This is a genomic window from Nitratireductor rhodophyticola (genome assembly GCF_019891355.1).
GTDB lineage: Bacteria > Pseudomonadota > Alphaproteobacteria > Rhizobiales > Rhizobiaceae > Nitratireductor > Nitratireductor rhodophyticola.
The window spans coordinates 36,736-54,105 of record NZ_JAHSSF010000003.1; the positions used below are offsets into that span (position 1 = coordinate 36,736).

Annotated in this window: 15 protein-coding genes; 4 read left to right on the top strand and 11 right to left on the bottom strand. The window is 61.0% G+C overall.

What is annotated here, in order from left to right; genetic code table 11:
• Window positions 1-35: 35 nt before the first annotated feature.
• From KUG85_RS11200 to KUG85_RS11215, 4 genes are all read right to left on the bottom strand, one after another.
• Window positions 36-449: a (deoxy)nucleoside triphosphate pyrophosphohydrolase gene (locus tag KUG85_RS11200; protein ID WP_065818234.1), complete on the bottom strand. Its 414-nt coding sequence runs from the start codon at window positions 447-449 to the stop codon at window positions 36-38.
• Window positions 446-1,237 carry a GNAT family N-acetyltransferase gene (locus KUG85_RS11205; protein WP_255606382.1) on the bottom strand — a complete coding sequence of 264 codons (792 nt, stop codon included), beginning with the start codon at window positions 1,235-1,237 and terminating at the stop codon, window positions 446-448. The genes KUG85_RS11200 and KUG85_RS11205 overlap by 4 nt, the downstream gene beginning before the upstream one ends.
• A 15-nt stretch (window positions 1,238-1,252) precedes the next feature.
• Window positions 1,253-2,494 carry a bifunctional glutamate N-acetyltransferase/amino-acid acetyltransferase ArgJ gene (argJ, locus tag KUG85_RS11210; protein ID WP_223005299.1) on the bottom strand — a complete coding sequence of 414 codons (1,242 nt, stop codon included), beginning with the start codon at window positions 2,492-2,494 and terminating at the stop codon, window positions 1,253-1,255.
• Window positions 2,495-2,672: 178 nt separating this feature from the next.
• Window positions 2,673-3,584, bottom strand: coding sequence for a peptidylprolyl isomerase (locus KUG85_RS11215; protein WP_223005300.1), 912 nt, complete (start codon window positions 3,582-3,584; stop codon window positions 2,673-2,675).
• 244 nt (window positions 3,585-3,828) lie between these two features.
• Here KUG85_RS11215 and secA point away from each other — a divergent pair, with 244 nt between their 5' ends.
• The 4 genes from secA to KUG85_RS11235 all read left to right on the top strand — a co-directional run bounded on the left by secA (window position 3,829) and on the right by KUG85_RS11235 (window position 11,858).
• Window positions 3,829-6,558, top strand: coding sequence for a preprotein translocase subunit SecA (gene secA, locus KUG85_RS11220; RefSeq protein ID WP_223005301.1), 2,730 nt, complete (start codon window positions 3,829-3,831; stop codon window positions 6,556-6,558).
• Between the two features lie 253 nt (window positions 6,559-6,811).
• Window positions 6,812-8,224, top strand: a complete 1,413-nt coding sequence (locus KUG85_RS11225; RefSeq protein WP_223005302.1) for a lipopolysaccharide biosynthesis protein — start codon at window positions 6,812-6,814, stop codon at window positions 8,222-8,224.
• 74 nt (window positions 8,225-8,298) lie between these two features.
• Complete coding sequence (locus KUG85_RS11230) at window positions 8,299-9,486, top strand: GNAT family N-acetyltransferase (protein WP_407673676.1); 1,188 nt, start codon at window positions 8,299-8,301, stop codon at window positions 9,484-9,486.
• Between the two features lie 86 nt (window positions 9,487-9,572).
• Window positions 9,573-11,858, top strand: a complete 2,286-nt coding sequence (locus tag KUG85_RS11235; RefSeq protein WP_223005304.1) for an acyl-CoA dehydrogenase — start codon at window positions 9,573-9,575, stop codon at window positions 11,856-11,858.
• Between the two features lie 15 nt (window positions 11,859-11,873).
• On the opposite strand, the gene KUG85_RS11240 is transcribed toward KUG85_RS11235, so the two are convergent.
• The 7 genes from KUG85_RS11240 to KUG85_RS11270 all read right to left on the bottom strand — a co-directional run bounded on the left by KUG85_RS11240 (window position 11,874) and on the right by KUG85_RS11270 (window position 17,296).
• Window positions 11,874-12,755, bottom strand: a complete 882-nt coding sequence (locus KUG85_RS11240) for a 3-hydroxybutyryl-CoA dehydrogenase (protein WP_007008813.1) — start codon at window positions 12,753-12,755, stop codon at window positions 11,874-11,876.
• A gap of 203 nt (window positions 12,756-12,958) precedes the next feature.
• On the bottom strand, window positions 12,959-13,888 hold the full coding sequence (locus KUG85_RS11245) for an electron transfer flavoprotein subunit alpha/FixB family protein (RefSeq protein WP_065818228.1): 930 nt from the start codon (window positions 13,886-13,888) through the stop codon (window positions 12,959-12,961).
• A gap of 19 nt (window positions 13,889-13,907) precedes the next feature.
• A complete protein-coding gene (locus tag KUG85_RS11250) occupies window positions 13,908-14,657 on the bottom strand; it encodes an electron transfer flavoprotein subunit beta/FixA family protein (protein WP_065818227.1) in 750 nt (249 codons plus the stop codon).
• Between the two features lie 187 nt (window positions 14,658-14,844).
• On the bottom strand, window positions 14,845-15,612 hold the full coding sequence (locus tag KUG85_RS11255) for a rhomboid family intramembrane serine protease (protein ID WP_223005305.1): 768 nt from the start codon (window positions 15,610-15,612) through the stop codon (window positions 14,845-14,847).
• A 40-nt stretch (window positions 15,613-15,652) separates the two neighbouring features.
• Complete coding sequence (locus tag KUG85_RS11260; protein ID WP_223005306.1) at window positions 15,653-16,234, bottom strand: cob(I)yrinic acid a,c-diamide adenosyltransferase; 582 nt, start codon at window positions 16,232-16,234, stop codon at window positions 15,653-15,655.
• An 8-nt stretch (window positions 16,235-16,242) separates the two neighbouring features.
• On the bottom strand, window positions 16,243-16,443 hold the full coding sequence (locus KUG85_RS11265) for a twin transmembrane helix small protein (RefSeq protein ID WP_007008808.1): 201 nt from the start codon (window positions 16,441-16,443) through the stop codon (window positions 16,243-16,245).
• 19 nt (window positions 16,444-16,462) lie between these two features.
• Complete coding sequence (locus KUG85_RS11270) at window positions 16,463-17,296, bottom strand: SDR family oxidoreductase (RefSeq protein WP_223005307.1); 834 nt, start codon at window positions 17,294-17,296, stop codon at window positions 16,463-16,465.
• Window positions 17,297-17,370 lie beyond the last annotated feature (74 nt).

Here is a 17,370-nt window from a genome sequence, read left to right on the forward strand (position 1 = left end):
GTTGCGTAAACGAAGGATTAACCCTGGCAGGCGGATCAAAGCAGATCGATCAGGAAGGGTATGAGCGGCGCATCCGCCGGCGGCATGGGATAGTCGCGCATGTCACGCGGCCTCACCCATTTCAGTCCCTGCCCCTCCTGGGCCCGTGGCGTGCCCCAGAAGCGGCGGCAGACATAGAGCGGCATCAGGAGGTGAAAATCCTCGTAGGTGTGGCTGGCAAAAGTAAGCGGTGCGAGACAGGCCGTTTTCGTCTCGATCGCCAGTTCTTCGTGAAGTTCACGAACAAGCGTGTTCTCAGGCGTTTCACCGGCCTCCACCTTGCCGCCGGGAAATTCCCACAGCCCGGCCAGGGCCTTGCCCTCCGGCCGTTTGGCGAGGAGCACCCGTCCGTCCGGGTCGACCAGCGCGCAGGCTGCCACGAGGAGGATCCGTTTGGATTGATCGTTCATACGGCGCGCTCCGCCTCGCCCGCCGGCCCCGGCTGGCGATAATGATATGTATAGATCTCACGGAAACCGAGCGCTCGATAGAGGCGCAGTGCCACCGCATTATCGGCCTCTACCTGCAGCCAGGCCCGTTCGGCACCATGCGACCGCGCCCATTTGAGTGCTGAAAGCAGGACACGGCGCCCGTAGCCTTTCCCACGCCAGGAAGGCCTTGTCGCGATCTCGAACAGGCCTGCCAGATCGCTGTCATGCACGCAGATGGCCGTCGCAACCGGTTCTTCGCCCTCTTCCAGAACGAAAAGCCCCGTCTCGGGCCGGATCGCACCAATGACCCGGGAAAGCCCGGCACGATGAAGCTCCTCGTAACCGTGAACCTTCAGCGTGGCATTGACGAAGCGTCGCCGGTCCTTGAGCGGAATCTGATCCATCGCCTCGGCAAGGTCCGCCTCGCGCAGATCGAGCGCCATCACCAGCGAATGCCCAAGCGTCGCCCAGCCCCGCTGATCGAGATAACTGGAGATTTCCGGTGCTGCGAGCGGGGAAAGCCGAAAGGTTACCGGCCGCCCATAAGCGCTGAACTGCTCTGCCGCCCGTTCGATCCGCGTCTCGAGATTGCGGTAGTCTCCGGGATCGAGCGGATTGATGGAATTCAGCCGCTTGGCCGGATGGCCCGCCGTCAATCGCAGAACCCAGGTGCCGTCATAGGCAACGGTCTCTGCCGGCCACGCGCGCAACCCCGCCGCTTCAAAGCGGCGGATGATCGCGAAGTCTTTTTTTACGTCCTGCCTCACCTGGCCTGGCACACCCTAGCTCCGGTAGTCGCCATTAATGGCGACATATTCCTTGGTCAGGTCACAGGTCCACACAGTGGCCTTGCCACGCCCGATACCAAGATCCACGCGCAACGCGATCTCATCCTTTTTCATATAGGCGGATGTCGCCTCTTCGGAATAGCCAGGGTCGCGCTCGCCCTCATGGGCAACGCGAATGTCGCCGAACCAGATCGATAGAAGGTCGCGTTCTGCCGGCTCACCCGCCTTCCCCACGGCCATCACGACCCGCCCCCAATTGGCGTCCTCGCCCGCCACGGCCGTTTTAACGAGCGGTGAATTCGCAATGGAGAGTGCAATCTTCTTTGCCGAACGGGACGACTTCGCCCCGGTCACGGTGATCTCAAGCTGCTTGCGTGCACCTTCGCCGTCACGCACCACCTGCAGGGCGAGGTTCTTCAGGATGCGGTTCAATGCCCGACGGAACCCGGCAAGTCTCGGGTCTCTGGCATCGTCGATCACCGGTGCGCCCCTCCTGGCCGCAGCGCCCGTTGCAAACATCATAAGCGTGTCACTGGTGGATGTATCGCTGTCGACCGTAACGGCATTGAAGGTCTTGCCTGTCCCTTTGGAGAGGAGTTCCTGCAGAACGGGCGCCGCAATCGGCGCATCGGTTGCCACGAAAGACAGCATCGTCGCCATGTCAGGCGCAATCATGCCGGCGCCCTTGGCAATACCGTTAATGACAACATCCACGTCGCCGACGCTGGCGGTTGCCGTCGCCACTTTCGGATAAGTGTCCGTGGTCATGATGGCCCGGGCCGCCTCCAGCCAGCCCTCGGGCTTCGCATCACGCGCCATACCCTCCAGAAAGCCTGTGATACGTTCAGCGGGAAGAGGTTCTCCGATCACCCCGGTGGATGCCAGGAAAACCGTATCCCTGCCCGCGCCAACCGCCCCGGCTGCGGCCTCGCCGACGGCAGCCGTTGTCGCGCGGCCCTTTTTCCCGGTAAAGGCGTTGGCGTTCCCGGAATTCACGACGAGAATACGCGCGGCCCCACCGGCCAGGTTTTCACGGCAGAACTCGACGGGGGCGGAAGGACATTTGGAGCGGGTGAAAACACCGGCAACCGTCGTACCTTCATCGAACACCATCGCAAGAAGATCGGTTCGCCCCCTGTATTTCACGCCTGCCTCGGCCGTTGCGATGCGCACACCGTCCACAATCGGCATGGAGGGATATTTTTTCGGAGCAAGGGGAGAGATTGCAGCGGACATTGGCCAGACTTACCGAGGTTGCGACTTTGGTGCCTGTCGGTCTGCCCGAGTTTTTTTTCCGACGCAAGCCGAAACCAGCGTCTCACGACCGCGGAACCGGCTGCCGGCAATCATCGGATAAAACAGAAAGCGGCGGGCGCCAGGCACCCGCCGCTTTCCATTCAGGCTGTCGGACATCTTATTCGGATTTGGCTGGCTCTTCGGCCTCGCCGTTTTCCGAAGCCGCGCCTTCGCGCTGCTTCTCAATGCCATCGATGAACTCCTTGAGCGCCGGATCCTTTACATCGACCTCGGCAGCGTCGCGGAGGGCAGAGACTTCCTCGACATATTTCTCGCGCACCAGTATGGACCGCACCCGGTCCTTCACGGCGTCGAATGCAGGCGGCTGCTTGGCCCGCTTGTCTTCGACCTTGATCACATGGAAGCCAAACTGCGTCTCGACCGGCTCTTTGGAATGCTCGCCCGGATTGAGTGCGAAAGCGGCCTTCTCGAACTCCGGCACCATCTGGCCCGAGGTGAAATAGCCAAGGTCGCCGCCATTGGCTGCAGCACCATCGGTGGATTTCTCCTTGGCGATTTCCTCGAAATTGCCGCCCTCTTCGAGCTGCTTGATGATCGCTTCGGCTTCTTCCTTGGTCTTCACCAGAATGTGGCGTGCCCGCACCTCGTTTACGGCAGGGGCATCAGCAATCTGCTTGTCATAGCTGGCGCGCACCTCATCCTCGGACACCGCACCGTCCACCACTTTTTCGATAAACGCCGCGTGGAGCGCCTGCTCACGCAGGAAGGCCATACGTTTGGCAAAATCTTCACCGTCCGCGAGGCCCTTTTCTTCAGCCTGCGAAGCCAGAAGCCGAATCTCGATCAATGCCGAGAGCAGCGCGGCGCGGCGCTGCGGTTCCGGCAGATTGCCGAACTGCGCACCATACTCCTCGCCAGCGACGGCCAAATCGCCCTCCGTGATCTCCATACCGTTGACGGTGGCGACGACATCGGCATCGGCAGCGTGGGCGGGCATGAAGCCCACGGCGACCAGCGTCAGACCGGCCCCAACCTGAACGGCCAGGAAACGGCGAAACGATTTCAGCATGAAACTCTCCGTTCGTGATTCAGAATTTGCCCAAACCGCCCATGAATATGGCGGAATTTTGCGCAAGAGCGCATGTTTAACGCGGCGTTGACATCACTCTTGGCCCCTCTTATCTGTCCTGATGTCCTGCGTCCAGAACCGTTTTCCGGGCGCTGATTGTTATATAATTGCTCTCGCTCGGCACGAGCGGGGTTTGAACCCCGCTCCATGCGTGCCGTCTGTCAGGAAGTGAAAGGACCACTGGATGGTCAGTCTCGGCGGTCTCGCCCGCAAGGTTTTCGGCTCCTCAAACGATCGCCGCGTCAAGGGCTTCCGCCCGCGCGTCGCCGCGATCAACGCGCTCGAAGACGAAATGAAGGCGCTGTCCGACGAGGCATTGCGCGGAAAAACGGAAGAGTTTCGCAAGGAACTTGCCGCAGGAAAATCGCTCGACGACATTCTTGTTCCCGCCTTTGCGGTGGCGCGAGAGGCTTCGCAGCGTGCTTTGGGCATGCGCCCCTTCGACGTACAGCTCATCGGCGGCATGGTGCTCCATGATGGCTGCATCGCCGAGATGAAGACCGGTGAAGGCAAGACGCTGGTTGCCACCCTTCCCGTCTATCTCAACGCATTGTCTGGCAAGGGCGTGCATGTGGTGACGGTGAACGATTACCTGGCCAGGCGCGACTCCGAATGGATGGCACGGCTCTATGGCTTTCTCGGCCTGACGACGGGCGTCATCGTGCATGGCATGTCGGATGAGGAGCGCCGCGCGGCCTATGCCTGCGACGTCACTTACGGCACCAACAACGAGCTTGGCTTCGATTATCTGCGCGACAACATGAAGTATGAGCGCGACCAGATGGTACAGCGCGGGCATTCCTTCGCCATCGTCGACGAGGTGGACTCGATCCTTATCGACGAGGCGCGCACGCCGCTCATCATTTCCGGTCCGCTGGACGACCGCTCCGAACTTTACAACAAGATCGACACCTTCATTCCGCATCTCGTGGAAGACGATTACGAAGTCGACGAGAAGCAGCGCACCGCGACCTTCACGGAAGAAGGCACGGAAAAGATGGAGAACATGCTGCGCGAAGCCGGCCTGTTCAAAGGTGATTCGCTTTACGACATCGAGAATGTCGCCATCGTCCACCACCTCAACAATGCGCTCAAGGCCCACAAGCTGTTCCAGCGCGACAAGGATTACATCGTCCGCAATGGCGAGATCGTCATCATTGACGAGTTCACCGGCCGCATGATGCCCGGTCGCCGCTTCTCCGAAGGCCTCCACCAGTCGCTCGAAGCCAAGGAAAACGTGGCGATCCAGCCGGAAAACCAGACGCTCGCCTCGATCACCTTCCAGAACTATTTCCGCATGTACGACAAGCTGGCCGGCATGACCGGCACGGCATCGACGGAAGCGGAGGAGTTCGGCAATATTTACGGCCTCGAAGTCATCGAGATCCCCACAAACCTGCCGATCCAGCGCCTCGACGAAGACGACGAGGTCTACCGGACCGTCGAAGAGAAGTACAAGGCCATCGTCCGGGAGATCAAGGAAGCCAGCGCCAAGGGGCAGCCGATCCTCGTCGGCACGACCTCGATCGAGAAATCCGAGTTTCTCGCCGAACGCCTGCGCCAGGAAGGCGTCAAGGAATTCGAGGTGCTGAATGCCCGCCATCACGAGCGCGAGGCCTTCATCGTTGCGCAGGCAGGCAAGCCCGGTGCGATCACCATTGCCACCAACATGGCCGGTCGCGGCACCGACATCCAGCTCGGCGGCAACCCGGACATGCGGATTGCCGAAGAACTGGGCGACATGGAAGCTGGCCCGGAGCGTGACGCGAAAGAGCAGGCCATCCGCGAGGATGTAAAAAAACTGAAAGAGCAGGCACTCGCCGCAGGAGGCCTCTATGTTCTGGCGACGGAACGCCATGAAAGCCGCCGCATAGACAATCAGTTGCGCGGACGTTCAGGCCGTCAGGGCGATCCCGGCCGTTCAAAGTTCTTCCTGTCGCTTCAGGACGATCTGATGCGCATCTTCGGCTCCGACCGGATGGACGGGATGCTGCAGAAACTCGGTCTCAAGGAAGACGAAGCCATCGTCCATCCCTGGATCAACAAGGCGCTTGAAAAGGCGCAGAAGAAGGTCGAGGCGCGCAACTTCGACATCCGCAAGAACCTGCTCAAGTTCGACGACGTGATGAACGACCAGCGCAAGGTCGTCTTCGAGCAGCGCCTCGAGCTCATGGACGGTGAGAATCTCTCCGAGACCGTCGCCGAAATGCGCCAGGATACGGTCGACGATCTGGTTGCCCGGCATATCCCCGAGAAGGCCTATGCCGAGCAATGGGAGACCAAAGAGCTCCGTGAGGCCGTGCAGGCCTCGCTCAACCTGGATCTGCCCATCGAGGAATGGGCGCAGGAAGAGGGCATTGCCGAGGACGACATCCGCGAGCGTATCACCGAGGCGACAGAGGCTGCCGCGAAAGATCGCGCAGAGCGCTTCGGGCCCGACATCATGACTTATGTCGAGAAGTCCATCCTCCTGCAGACCCTCGACCATCTGTGGCGCGAGCATCTGGTCAATCTCGATCATCTGCGCTCGGTTGTCGGCTTCCGCGGCTACGCCCAGCGTGATCCTCTCAACGAATACAAGACCGAAGCCTTCGAGCTGTTTCAGGCCATGTTGAGCAATCTGCGTCAGGTGGTCACTTCGCAGCTCATGCGTGTCGAGCTGGTCCGCGAGGCAGCCGATGCCCCACCGCCTGAAGCACCCGACATGCAGGCTCATCATATAGATGGTTCCACAGGCGAGGATGAATTTGCCGGTGGCGACACGATGACCCTTGCACGCAGCGAAAGCAGTGTCGTACCTGCGGAGGAACGCGATCCGAACGATCCGGCGACATGGGGCAAGGTCGGCCGGAATGAGGCATGCCCCTGCGGTTCCGGCAAGAAATACAAGCACTGCCACGGCGCTTTCGCCTGAGGCAGTTGCACGAAAAATGCCGTCAAAAGCCGGGTTACGCCCGGCTTTTTTCGTCTGTGCACTCGAAAGCCGGCTACAGCGCCGCGCGTCTTATAAGACGCGCAAAGGACGCTGTAACACTTTTAAATGATGCATGTTCGTTGTCTTTCAAATGAATTCATTTGAAAGCGACATGCATTAGGAGTGGGCCTTTCTTTATTCTTAAACAGTTTGCGTTAAAGCGGGCAGCAGCTGTCTTGAGAGGAGTGGGGTGGTGCGTTTTTCAGCCACGGCAACCGGTGATCGCTTGCTGCCGACGCAGCTTGCCGAGCGCGCGCGCCCTTGGCTTTCAAAGGTCGACAGCCTGTTCAGCGCCCGCGATGCACGCGGAGAGGCCGGCCGCAACGCGCTCATCGCCTTTGCCATCCGCATCATCAACGCCGTGATCGCCTTCTTCAGCCAGGTGTTTCTGGCGCGCTGGATGGGCGGTTTCGAATACGGCATCTATGTGCTCGTCTGGGTGACGATGATCATCCTCGGCAACATTTCCTGCCTCGGCTTTCACACGGCGATCATACGCTTCATACCCGAATACCGGACAAAAGGGGCCGCTGGGGAACTGCGCGGCGTGAATATTGCCGGCAGGCTTTTCGTGCTCGGCACGTCGACGCTTTTCATGCTTGCCGGTCTTGTGGGACTTCGTTTCCTCGAGCCTGTGATCGAGTCCTACTACATCGTGCCCTTCTATCTCGGCCTGATCTGCCTGCCGATGCTGGCGCTCAGCGACCTGCTGCAGGGTGTTTCACGCGCCAATGCATGGGTTATCTGGGCGCTGCTGCCGGCCTATTTCATACGCCCCGTGCTCATTCTGCTCTTCATGGCGATTGCCGTTCTGACGGGCTACGCGCCCGACGCGAAAACCGCCATCGTCACGGCCATCATTGCAACCTACGTCACGACACTCATACAGTTCGTAAGCATCACCACCCGCGTCGACAGAAACCTGCCCGCCGGCAAGCCCCGTTTTGCGATGAAGCACTGGGTGAGTGTGTCGCTGCCGATTTTCCTCGTCGAAAGCTTCTATTTCCTGCTCACCAATGCGGACGTGCTCATGGTCGGCCGCTATATGGCTCCAACCGACGTGGCCGTCTATTTTGCCACCGTGAAGACGCTGGCACTGGTGCATTTCGTCTATTTCGCGGTGAAGGCGAGCGTCGCACAGCGCTATTCGGCATTTATGCATGGCGGAGATCGGACCGGACTTGCAACCTTCGCTGCGGAAACCGTCAGCTGGACATTCTGGCCGTCGCTCGCCATGGGTGTCGTCGTGCTCGTTATCGGCAAACCGATGCTGATGCTTTTCGGCAGCGGTTTTACCGCCGGCTATCCTCTCCTCTTCCTGCTTGTTTCCTGTGTTGTCGCCCGCGCCGCCGTCGGGCCCGCTGAAAGCCTGCTCACCATGAGCGGCTACCAGAAGATCTGCGCCGCCATCTATGCCGTCACACTTGGCATCAATATCGGGCTCAACATGATCCTGATACCGCTCTACGGCCTGTGGGGCGCAGCGATCGCCACGGGTATCGCCATTCTTTTCGAAGCAGCCACGCTCTCATTCACAGCCTGGCAGAAGCTCGGCATCCGCATGCTGGTCTTTCTTCCAGGCATTCGAAAGGAGCCCACCCCTTGAGCATCCCCCCTCTCCTGGAAGAGACAAGCGGCGGCGCATCGGGCCCTGCAGGCGACAACCCCCGCAACGCCACGCTGGAACCCGAAGCAACGCACCTCGCTTCCATGGCAACGGAAGACCACAGGCGCAAGCTCGCCGTCTATCCTGCGTCAGCCGGCTTCGAACTCGTGGACGAGCTGGATTATCTGGCAGCGCGCTCGATCGAGACGAACATCTTCTTCAATCCCCGGTTCCTGGCACCGGCCATGCCCCGGCTGGAAGACCGCGAGGTCCGGCTTGCCGTGATTCGTGACGGAACGGAGGACCGCAGCCGTTTGCGCCTTCTCGTGCCCTTCACAGTCGAGCGCCCGGTTCTGCCCTTCAGCGTCCCCGTTCTGCGCACCTGGGCCAACCCGTTCGGCCCGCTCGGTACACCGCTTGTCGACTATGACGATCCGGCCGGCGTGATCGAAGACTTCTTCGCCATGCTGGCCCGTCCGCATCTCGACCTTCCCGGGGTTTTCGTCCTCCCGGATGTCGGCCTCGACGGAGCCTTTGCTGCGATCCTGCGCACGGTGGTGGACGCGCGCAACCTGCCCTTCCAGATCACCAACCGGGTCGAACGCCCGACCCTCGAAAGTGCGCTGGACGGCGACACATATCTGCGCGATTCGCTGCGCGCGCATCACTATCGCGAGTTCCGGCGCCTAAAGCGGCGCCTCGGAGAACTGGGCAATCTCGAGTACAAAATCGCCCGCCACCCGGATGAGGTGCGGCATGGCATCGAGGCCTTTCTCACGCTCGAAGCGTCCGGCTGGAAGGGGCGAGAGCGCTCGGCCATGGCGATCGACCGCTATCGGGCTGCCTTTGCCCGCGAAGCGGTTCACCGGCTCTGTGAACGCGACATGTGCCGCATCCACATGCTGACGCTCAACGATACAGTCATCGCCTGCCTGATCGTCTTCATTGAGAACGGCACGGCCTATACGTGGAAAACGGCCTATGATGAAGCCTTCGCCACATATTCTCCAGGCACGCTCCTTATGATCGAGGTCACGAAAACCCATCTCGATGACCCGAACATCATCATGACGGATTCCTGCGCGGTGCCCGATCATCCGGTGATGAGCCGTCTGTGGAGCGAACGCCGCCCGTTGGGAACGATGGTGGTCGGGCTCACCCCGGATGCGGATCGCCACGTGCGCAAGGCAGCGGCCCAGCTCGGCCTGGCACGCCGTATGCGCAATCGTCTGCGCATTCTGCGAAACCGCCTGCGCGGCTGAACCGGCAACGGGAACCATCCCGCTGCGCCGCCCGTTCGCCTCACAGGGGCAAGCCTGATATATTGCCACAACACTGGAGGCCGGCCATGCGTTTCAAGACCTTTCGCCGAGACCGCGTTTCGAAGCCCATCTACAACTGGGCCCGCAAGATCATGCCGCCGATTTCGGAGACGGAACGGGAGGCGATCGATGCAGGAACGGTATGGTGGGACGGCGAACTTTTCACCGGAAACCCCGACTGGGAGCAGTTTCTGGCCATGCCGCCGGCGCGCCTTTCCGAAGAGGAACAGGCCTTCATGGACGGTCCGGTGCGCGAGCTCTGTGCCATGGTCGAGGACTGGACGCTCAACTGGCGGGACCGCGACCTCTCGCCCGCCGTATGGGATTTCATGCGCAGGAACAAATTCTTCGGCATGATCATACCGAAAGAATTTGGCGGCCTCGGCTTCTCCAACACCGCCCATTCGGAGGTGGTGCGCACGCTCTCCTCCGCCAGCATCGTCGCCGGCGTGACGGTTATGGTGCCCAACTCGCTTGGCCCGGGGGAACTGCTCATGCATTTCGGCACCGACGCGCAGCGCAGGCACTGGCTGCCGCGGCTGGCCGACGGGCGCGAAATACCATGTTTCGGCCTTACCTCCCCGCACGCAGGCTCTGACGCCGCAGCGATGACGGACACGGGTGTGGTTGAATATGGGACCTGGAAGGGCAAGAAGGTTCTCGGCCTGCGCCTCAACTTCCACAAGCGCTACATCACGCTCGGGCCCGTGGCCACCGTGATGGGTCTCGCCTTCAAGATGCAGGATCCGGAAAATCATCTGGGTCGCGGCGAGGATCTGGGCATCACCGTCGCGCTGCTGCCGACCAGCACAAAGGGCGTGCGTCACGGCGACCGGCATATTCCGCAGTTCACCTTCTTCCAGAACGGACCGCTCTACGGAGAGGATGTCTTCGTGCCGCTCGACCACATTCTCGGCGGCGAGGAACAGATCGGTCAGGGCTGGACCATGCTGATGACGGCGCTCGCCGCCGGGCGCAGCATCTCGCTTCCCTCGCAGTCGGCCGCATCCGCCGCCATGTGCGCGCGCGCCACCGGCGCCTATGCGCGGGTACGCACGCAGTTCAACGTGCCAATCGGCATGTTTGAGGGCATTCAGGAGCCGCTGGCCGAGCTGTGCGGCAATGCCTATCTCATCGACGCTGCACGGCGCACGACACTTGCGGCGCTGGACGAGGGCCACAAACCCTCAGTCATCTCGGCCATCATGAAGTATCACGCGACAGAGCGCATGCGCCGTTCCGTCGAGCATGCCATGGACATTCATGGCGGCAAGGCAATCATAGACGGCCCGAACAACTACATGGGAGCGGCCTATCGGGCGGTGCCGGTCGGCATCACCGTGGAGGGCGCCAACATCCTCACCCGAAATCTGATGATTTTCGGCCAGGGTGCCATTCGTTCCCACCCCTATATGCTCGAAGAATTGCTGGCGCTCTCGCACGAGAACAGGGAGGAAGGGCTCGATCGCTTCGACGAAACCTTCTGGAAGCATGTCGGCCATGCTTTCAAGACTGCCGGTCGCGCCTTCCTGCGCGGCTGGACGGGCGGCTTCCTCAGCCCTGCGCCTAAAGGTGCGGCAATGCCCCACCACTGGAAAACGCTTTCGCGCCATTCGGCCGCCTTCGCGCTCCTGTCCGACTTCGCATTGCTGACACTTGGCGGGTCGCTCAAGCGCAGAGAGATGCTCTCGGCACGGCTGGGCGACATCCTCGCTGAACTCTATCTGCTGGGGGCCGTTCTCAAACGCTATGAAAGCGAGGGACGTTTCGCTGAAGACAAACCAATCGTCGATTACCTCATGCAGGCTGGTGAGGCGCGCATCGGCATTGCCTTCCGTGGTGTTCTCGACAATCTCCCCGCGCGACCGGCCGCCTGGCTGGTGCGCCTGATCGCCTTTCCTGCGGGCGTTCCCAATCCGGCGCCTTCGGACAGGCTCATTACAAAGCTCGCCGAAATTCTGCTGAAACCATCAGGGCAACGGGATCGGCTGACGCCAGACCTCTATCTCGGCCAGGGGCATGACGCACACCCGCTCAAGGACCTGGAGCGCGCTTTCCAGCTTGTCGTCGACGCCGCCCAAATCGAAAAGAGGATGCGGGCCAAAAACATTAACGACGCACAGGAGGCCCACGATATGGACCTCATCAGCGATGCCGAATTCACACAGCTGTGCGAAGCACGGGAAGCCATAGAGAAGGTTATCGCTGTCGACGCCTTCCCCATGGAGGAGATTTCGGCAACGGCCGCGCAGCACAAGACAAAAAAGCCTGCCGCGCGGCGCAAAACCCCGCAGCGGCAGGCCGCTGAATAGAGCGTGGAGCCGGCGTTAACGCGTCGGGACAGGCGTCTCGCCGCGATAATCGTAGAAGCCGCGCCCTGTTTTGCGACCAAGCCAGCCGGCCTCGACATATTTCACCAGCAGCGGGCAAGGACGGTACTTGGAGTCCGCCAACCCCTCATAGAGCACCTGCATGATCGACAGGCAGGTGTCGAGCCCGATGAAATCGGCAAGCTGCAGCGGGCCCATCGGGTGGTTGGCGCCAAGCTTCATCGCCGTATCGATGGCTTCCACGGTGCCGACGCCCTCGTAGAGCGTGTAAATCGCCTCGTTGATCATCGGTAAAAGGATGCGGTTGACGATGAAGGCGGGAAAGTCCTCGGCGACCGTGATCGTCTTTTCGAGGCTTTCAACAAAGCCGCGCGCCTTCTCGAACGTATCGTCCTCGGTGGCGATGCCGCGCACGAGTTCCACCAGCTTCATCACCGGAACGGGGTTCATGAAGTGAATGCCGATAAAGCGCTCGGCCCGGTCGGTCTGTGCAGCAAGGCGCGTGATGGAGATCGAAGAGGTGTTGGTGGCGACGATGGCTTCCGGATTGAGCACCGGACAGAGCTGCGCAAAAATCTTGCGCTTGACCGTTTCATCCTCGGTAGCCGCCTCGATCACCAGATCCATGTCGGCGAGCGCTTCCATGGTGGTGGCCGGCGCGATGCGCGCCAGTGCGTCCTGACGAACCTTGTCCTCGAGTTTCCCTGACGAAACCTGGCGCGCCATATTGCCGGAAATGGTCGCTATGCCCGCCTCGATCCGCTCGGCGGAAAGATCGTAGAGCTTTACGTTATAGCCTGCCAGTGCGGCGACATGGGCAATTCCACTGCCCATCTGACCCGCGCCGATCACACCCACTTTCCCAATCTTTCCAGTCATGTCGAAAACCCCGTGAGATGCGATGCGCATCTTTCGTCACTGTTGTTGCGCTGCAAACTAAATGGGCGGCGCAATGGCGTCTACCCCTGCGCTTAAAATCCTTCCCCGACATTCACCCGGCACCGCCGCCTTTGAGCGAGAACAAAAAAAAGCCCCGCTCGAAAGCGGGGCTGTTGCCTGAGATTCCGGTGTTCTTGTTTGGCTTAAAGCGCCTTTTCGAGCTCCGGCAGCACGTCGAAAAGGTCTGCAACCAGGCCGTAATCGGCGACCTGGAAGATCGGGGCTTCTTCATCCTTGTTGATCGCAACGATCACCTTGGAGTCCTTCATTCCGGCCAGATGCTGGATCGCTCCGGAAATGCCGCAGGCGATGTAGAGATCGGGCGCGACCACCTTGCCCGTCTGACCCACCTGCCAGTCGTTCGGGGCATAGCCCGCGTCGACCGCCGCACGCGAAGCACCAACAGCAGCGCCAAGCTTGTCGGCAACGGGAAGGATGACTTCGTTGAACTTCTCTTCCGAGCCCAGCGCACGGCCGCCCGAAATGATAATCCTGGCCGAGGTCAGCTCCGGCCGATCGCTTTCAGCGATGCGGTTTTCCACGAATGCCGAGAGGCCGGCATCGGCGGGCGCGTCGACGCTCTCCACCGCAGCCGAACCACCCTCGCCCGCCGCCTGGAAGGAGGCCGTGCGGACGGTGACAACGCGCTTGGCGTCGGTTGCCTCGACGGTCTGGATCGCGTTGCCGGCGTAGATGGGACGTTTGAAGGTCTTTGCATCGACAACCTCGATCACGTCGGACACCTGCATGACATCCAGAAGGGCTGCCACGCGCGGCATGACGTTCTTGCCCGTGGTTGTCGCAGGGGCGACGAAGGTGTCGTACCCATCAGCCAGCGAAACCACGAGATCGGCAAGCGGTTCGGCAAGGCGTTCCGCAAGCGCATCGCTTTCCGCGACCAGCACCTTGCGCACACCGGCAAGCTTCGCAGCGGCATCGGCGGCGGCTTTCGCCCCCTTGCCGGCAACCAGAACGTCCACATCGGAGCCGATCTGGCTCGCGGCGGCGAGCGCCTTGGCGGTCTGGTCGGAAAGGGTTTCGTTGTCGTGTTCGGCAACCAGAAGAATGGCCATCTTGTCTCTCCCTCTCCGCTTAAAGCACGCCGGCTTCGTTTTTGAGCTTGTCGACCAGTTCGGCCACCGAGCCCACCTTGATGCCTGCCTTGCGGCCAGCCGGTTCCTCGGTCTTGAGCACCTTCAGGCGCGCCTTGACCTCGACGCCGTAATCGCCCGGCGCCTTAGTGTCGAGCGGCTTCTTCTTGGCCTTCATGATGTTTGGCAGAGAAGCGTAGCGCGGCTCGTTCAGGCGCAGGTCCGTCGTCACGATGGCCGGCAGCTTCAGTTCGATCACCTGCAGTCCACCGTCGACCTCGCGAGTGACCCTGGCCTTGCCGTCGGCAAGCTCCACATCCGAAGCGAACGTACCCTGGCTCCAGCCGAGCAGGGCTGCAAGCATCTGGCCGGTCTGGTTGGAATCGTCATCAATGGCCTGCTTGCCGAGGATCACGATCTCCGGCTTTTCTTCGTCGGCCACGCCCTTGAGTATCTTGGCGACATCGAGCGGCTCGACCGCATCGTCGGTCTTGACGAGAATGGCGCGGTCAGCGCCCATGGCGAGCGCGGTACGCAGCGTTTCCTGAGCCTTGTCCGGTCCGATCGACACGGCGACGATTTCTTCGACCTTGCCGGCTTCCTTCATGCGGATCGCTTCTTCGACCGCTATTTCACAGAACGGGTTCATCGCCATCTTGACGTTCGTCAGCTCGACACCCGAGCCATCCGCCTTCACGCGGGGCTTCACATTGGCGTCGATGACCCGCTTGACCGGAACAAGGACTTTCATGCGCAATCACCTTCCATGGTGGACTTCGGTTCTGATGCTGGATACCAGCAGATGGACCCGCCGGGTGGCTGAATGCCGACATGCGCAGGGAAATTCAGAACACTCTTCCTCCCCCTCATGCGGCGTGCCGCCGGAGTTGGCGGGACCGTAGAGAGGCCTGACGTTCACGTCAATATGCAGAAATGTCCTATTGCCGCCCCCAGCGCGGTTGTTCGGTTTCGAGCGGGCGCGCGGTATCCGGTTTTTCAAGCTCCACCGCGCGGGGTTTTTCCAGCCGCCGGTCGAAAAGGGGGACATCGCCGCGCTTCAGGATGAACACCAGAACGGCCCCGGCAAGAATACCGCCCGCATGAGCGGCCCAGGAAATCTGGTTCTCCGTATCGATCACCAGCATCAGAAACTGAAACCCGATCCAGAGCGCGAGCAGAATGAAGGCGGGGATGCGAATGGGAATGCGCGCAAATGCCAGCACCCAGACTTTCACCCTTGGATGCAGGATCAGATAGGCAGCGACGATGCCGGCGATGGAACCGGACGCGCCAATGAGGGGAGCATTGGAATCCGGCGCGATGAAACCATGCACATAGGCGCCAGCAACAGCGCAGGCGAGATAGAAGATCAGGTATCGGAAATGCCCCAGCGCATCTTCCACATTGTCGCCGAACACCCACAGAAACAACATGTTGCCACCCAGATGCATCAGGTCGCCATGCAGGAATGAATAGGTGATATAGGTGAGCGGTTCCGGAACCAGATCGAGTTCCGGCGGCAGCACCGCCAGATCGTTGGAAACGGACGGGATATAGCCAAGTCCGAGAGCAGCGGCGAACGCGAAATCCGTGCCGCCCACCGCCGTCACCAGATAGGCGATCACGTTGACCGCAATGATGGCCAGCGTGACATATTGCCGTTTGATGTGCCGCAGGCTGTTGGCATCGTACAGCGGTATGAACATCGGAGCCCTCTTTGCGGGCCCCGATCCCGGCCCTAATATCTCAGCGGTTCTGCCCGGGCACCCATAGCACGTCGAGCGCGCCATTGTCATTCACGGCGCGTGAGGCAACGAACAGGAAATCGGAGACGCGATTGATGTAACGCATCGCCGCGTCGCTGACGATTTCACCTTCGATGGTTCGAAGTTCCACCATCAGGCGTTCGGCCCGCCGTGAAACGGTACGCGCGAGATGCAGCGCAGCCGCGGCCGGTTTGCCGCCCGGCAGGACGAACGACCGCAGCGGCGCCAGCCCGGCGTTCAATGCATCGATGTCGGCTTCCAGCCGGTCAACCTGGCTCTGCACGATCCGCAGGGGCTCGTATTCCAGCTCCTCGCCGGTATCCGGCGTGGCGAGATCGGCTCCCAGATCGAAGAGATCGTTCTGGATGCGCGCAAGCATCGCGTCGATGCGCGGCTCCGTTTCCGCCAGATGAACCCGCGCCATGCCGATACAGGCGTTCGCCTCATCGACAGTGCCATAGGACGCGACCCTGAGATCGGACTTCAGGCGGCGCTCACGCGAGCCGAGGCCCGTCGTCCCGTCGTCACCCGTGCGGGTGTAAATCTTGTTCAGCTTGACCACGAAATCCCTCAGCCACCCTTGGAACGCGCATAGTAAAGCGCAAGCACGACGAAGACGATGGCGACCGCCTGCAGGATGACCCGGGCCTGCATGAGCTTGTTCGACGTGTTGGCCGAGCCTCCGCGCATCATGTTCATGAGACCTCGAATGAGGACGATAACGACCGCCATCATCACAAGGATGGAGAGAATGTTGAAGACTGTGGACATGGCGGCTTTCTTCTCGGTTTCAGCCCTGGTTCGACAGGAAGCGGTACAACATGCGCGCCGGAAGGAGCCGTTTCAATGCGACACCGATACGCGCCGGTGTGGTTACCACATAGTGCGGCCTTGGGCGCGGGGAAAGGAGCGCATGAGAAAGCCGCGCATAAACCGCCTCCGGCCCGAGCTTGAAGCGTGATTTCACGCCACCCTGCCGCAGACGGGCGAGCTGCGTCTTGTAGGCCTCCCGATGCACAGAGTTTTCATGGTCGATGTAGCGCTCGAACCATGGGAGCCCATTGCTGGCGATTTTGGACTCGATGGGTCCCGGTTCAATCAGGGAAACGTGGATGCCCGAGCCCTCAAGCTCGGCACGCTGGCACAGCATCAGGCCTTCGAGCGCATGTTTCGAGGCCGCGTAGGCACCACGGTATTTGATGGGGATGAGACCCAGGATCGAGGAGCAATGAACGATGCGGCCATGCCCCTGCCGCCGCATCACCGGAACGAGGCGCTGCGTGAGGTCGTGCCAGCCAAAAACATTGACCTCGAACTGGTGACGCAACGCTTCCGCCGGAAGATCCTCGACGGCGCCGGCCTGTGCATAGGCGCCATTGTTGAAAAGTGCATCGAGTGAGCCGCCAGTGCGCTCCAGCAAGTTCCCCACAAGCGCGGCGATTGATTCGGACTCCGCATAATCGAGATAGAACGGCTCGATACCTTCCTGTTCAAGGAGCGTCCGGTCCTCCGGCCGCCGTACCGTTGCGAACACACGCCAGCCGTCCCTGCGCAGCGCGCGGGCACACCAGGCACCTATACCGGAGGAAGCGCCGGTGATCAGAATCGTACGGTCCGCGTCCATGAATTTCCTGTCAGCACTTGTCTATAAGTGTCACGGTTTCACATATTGGCCGATGTGAAACAACAAGAAGCAGC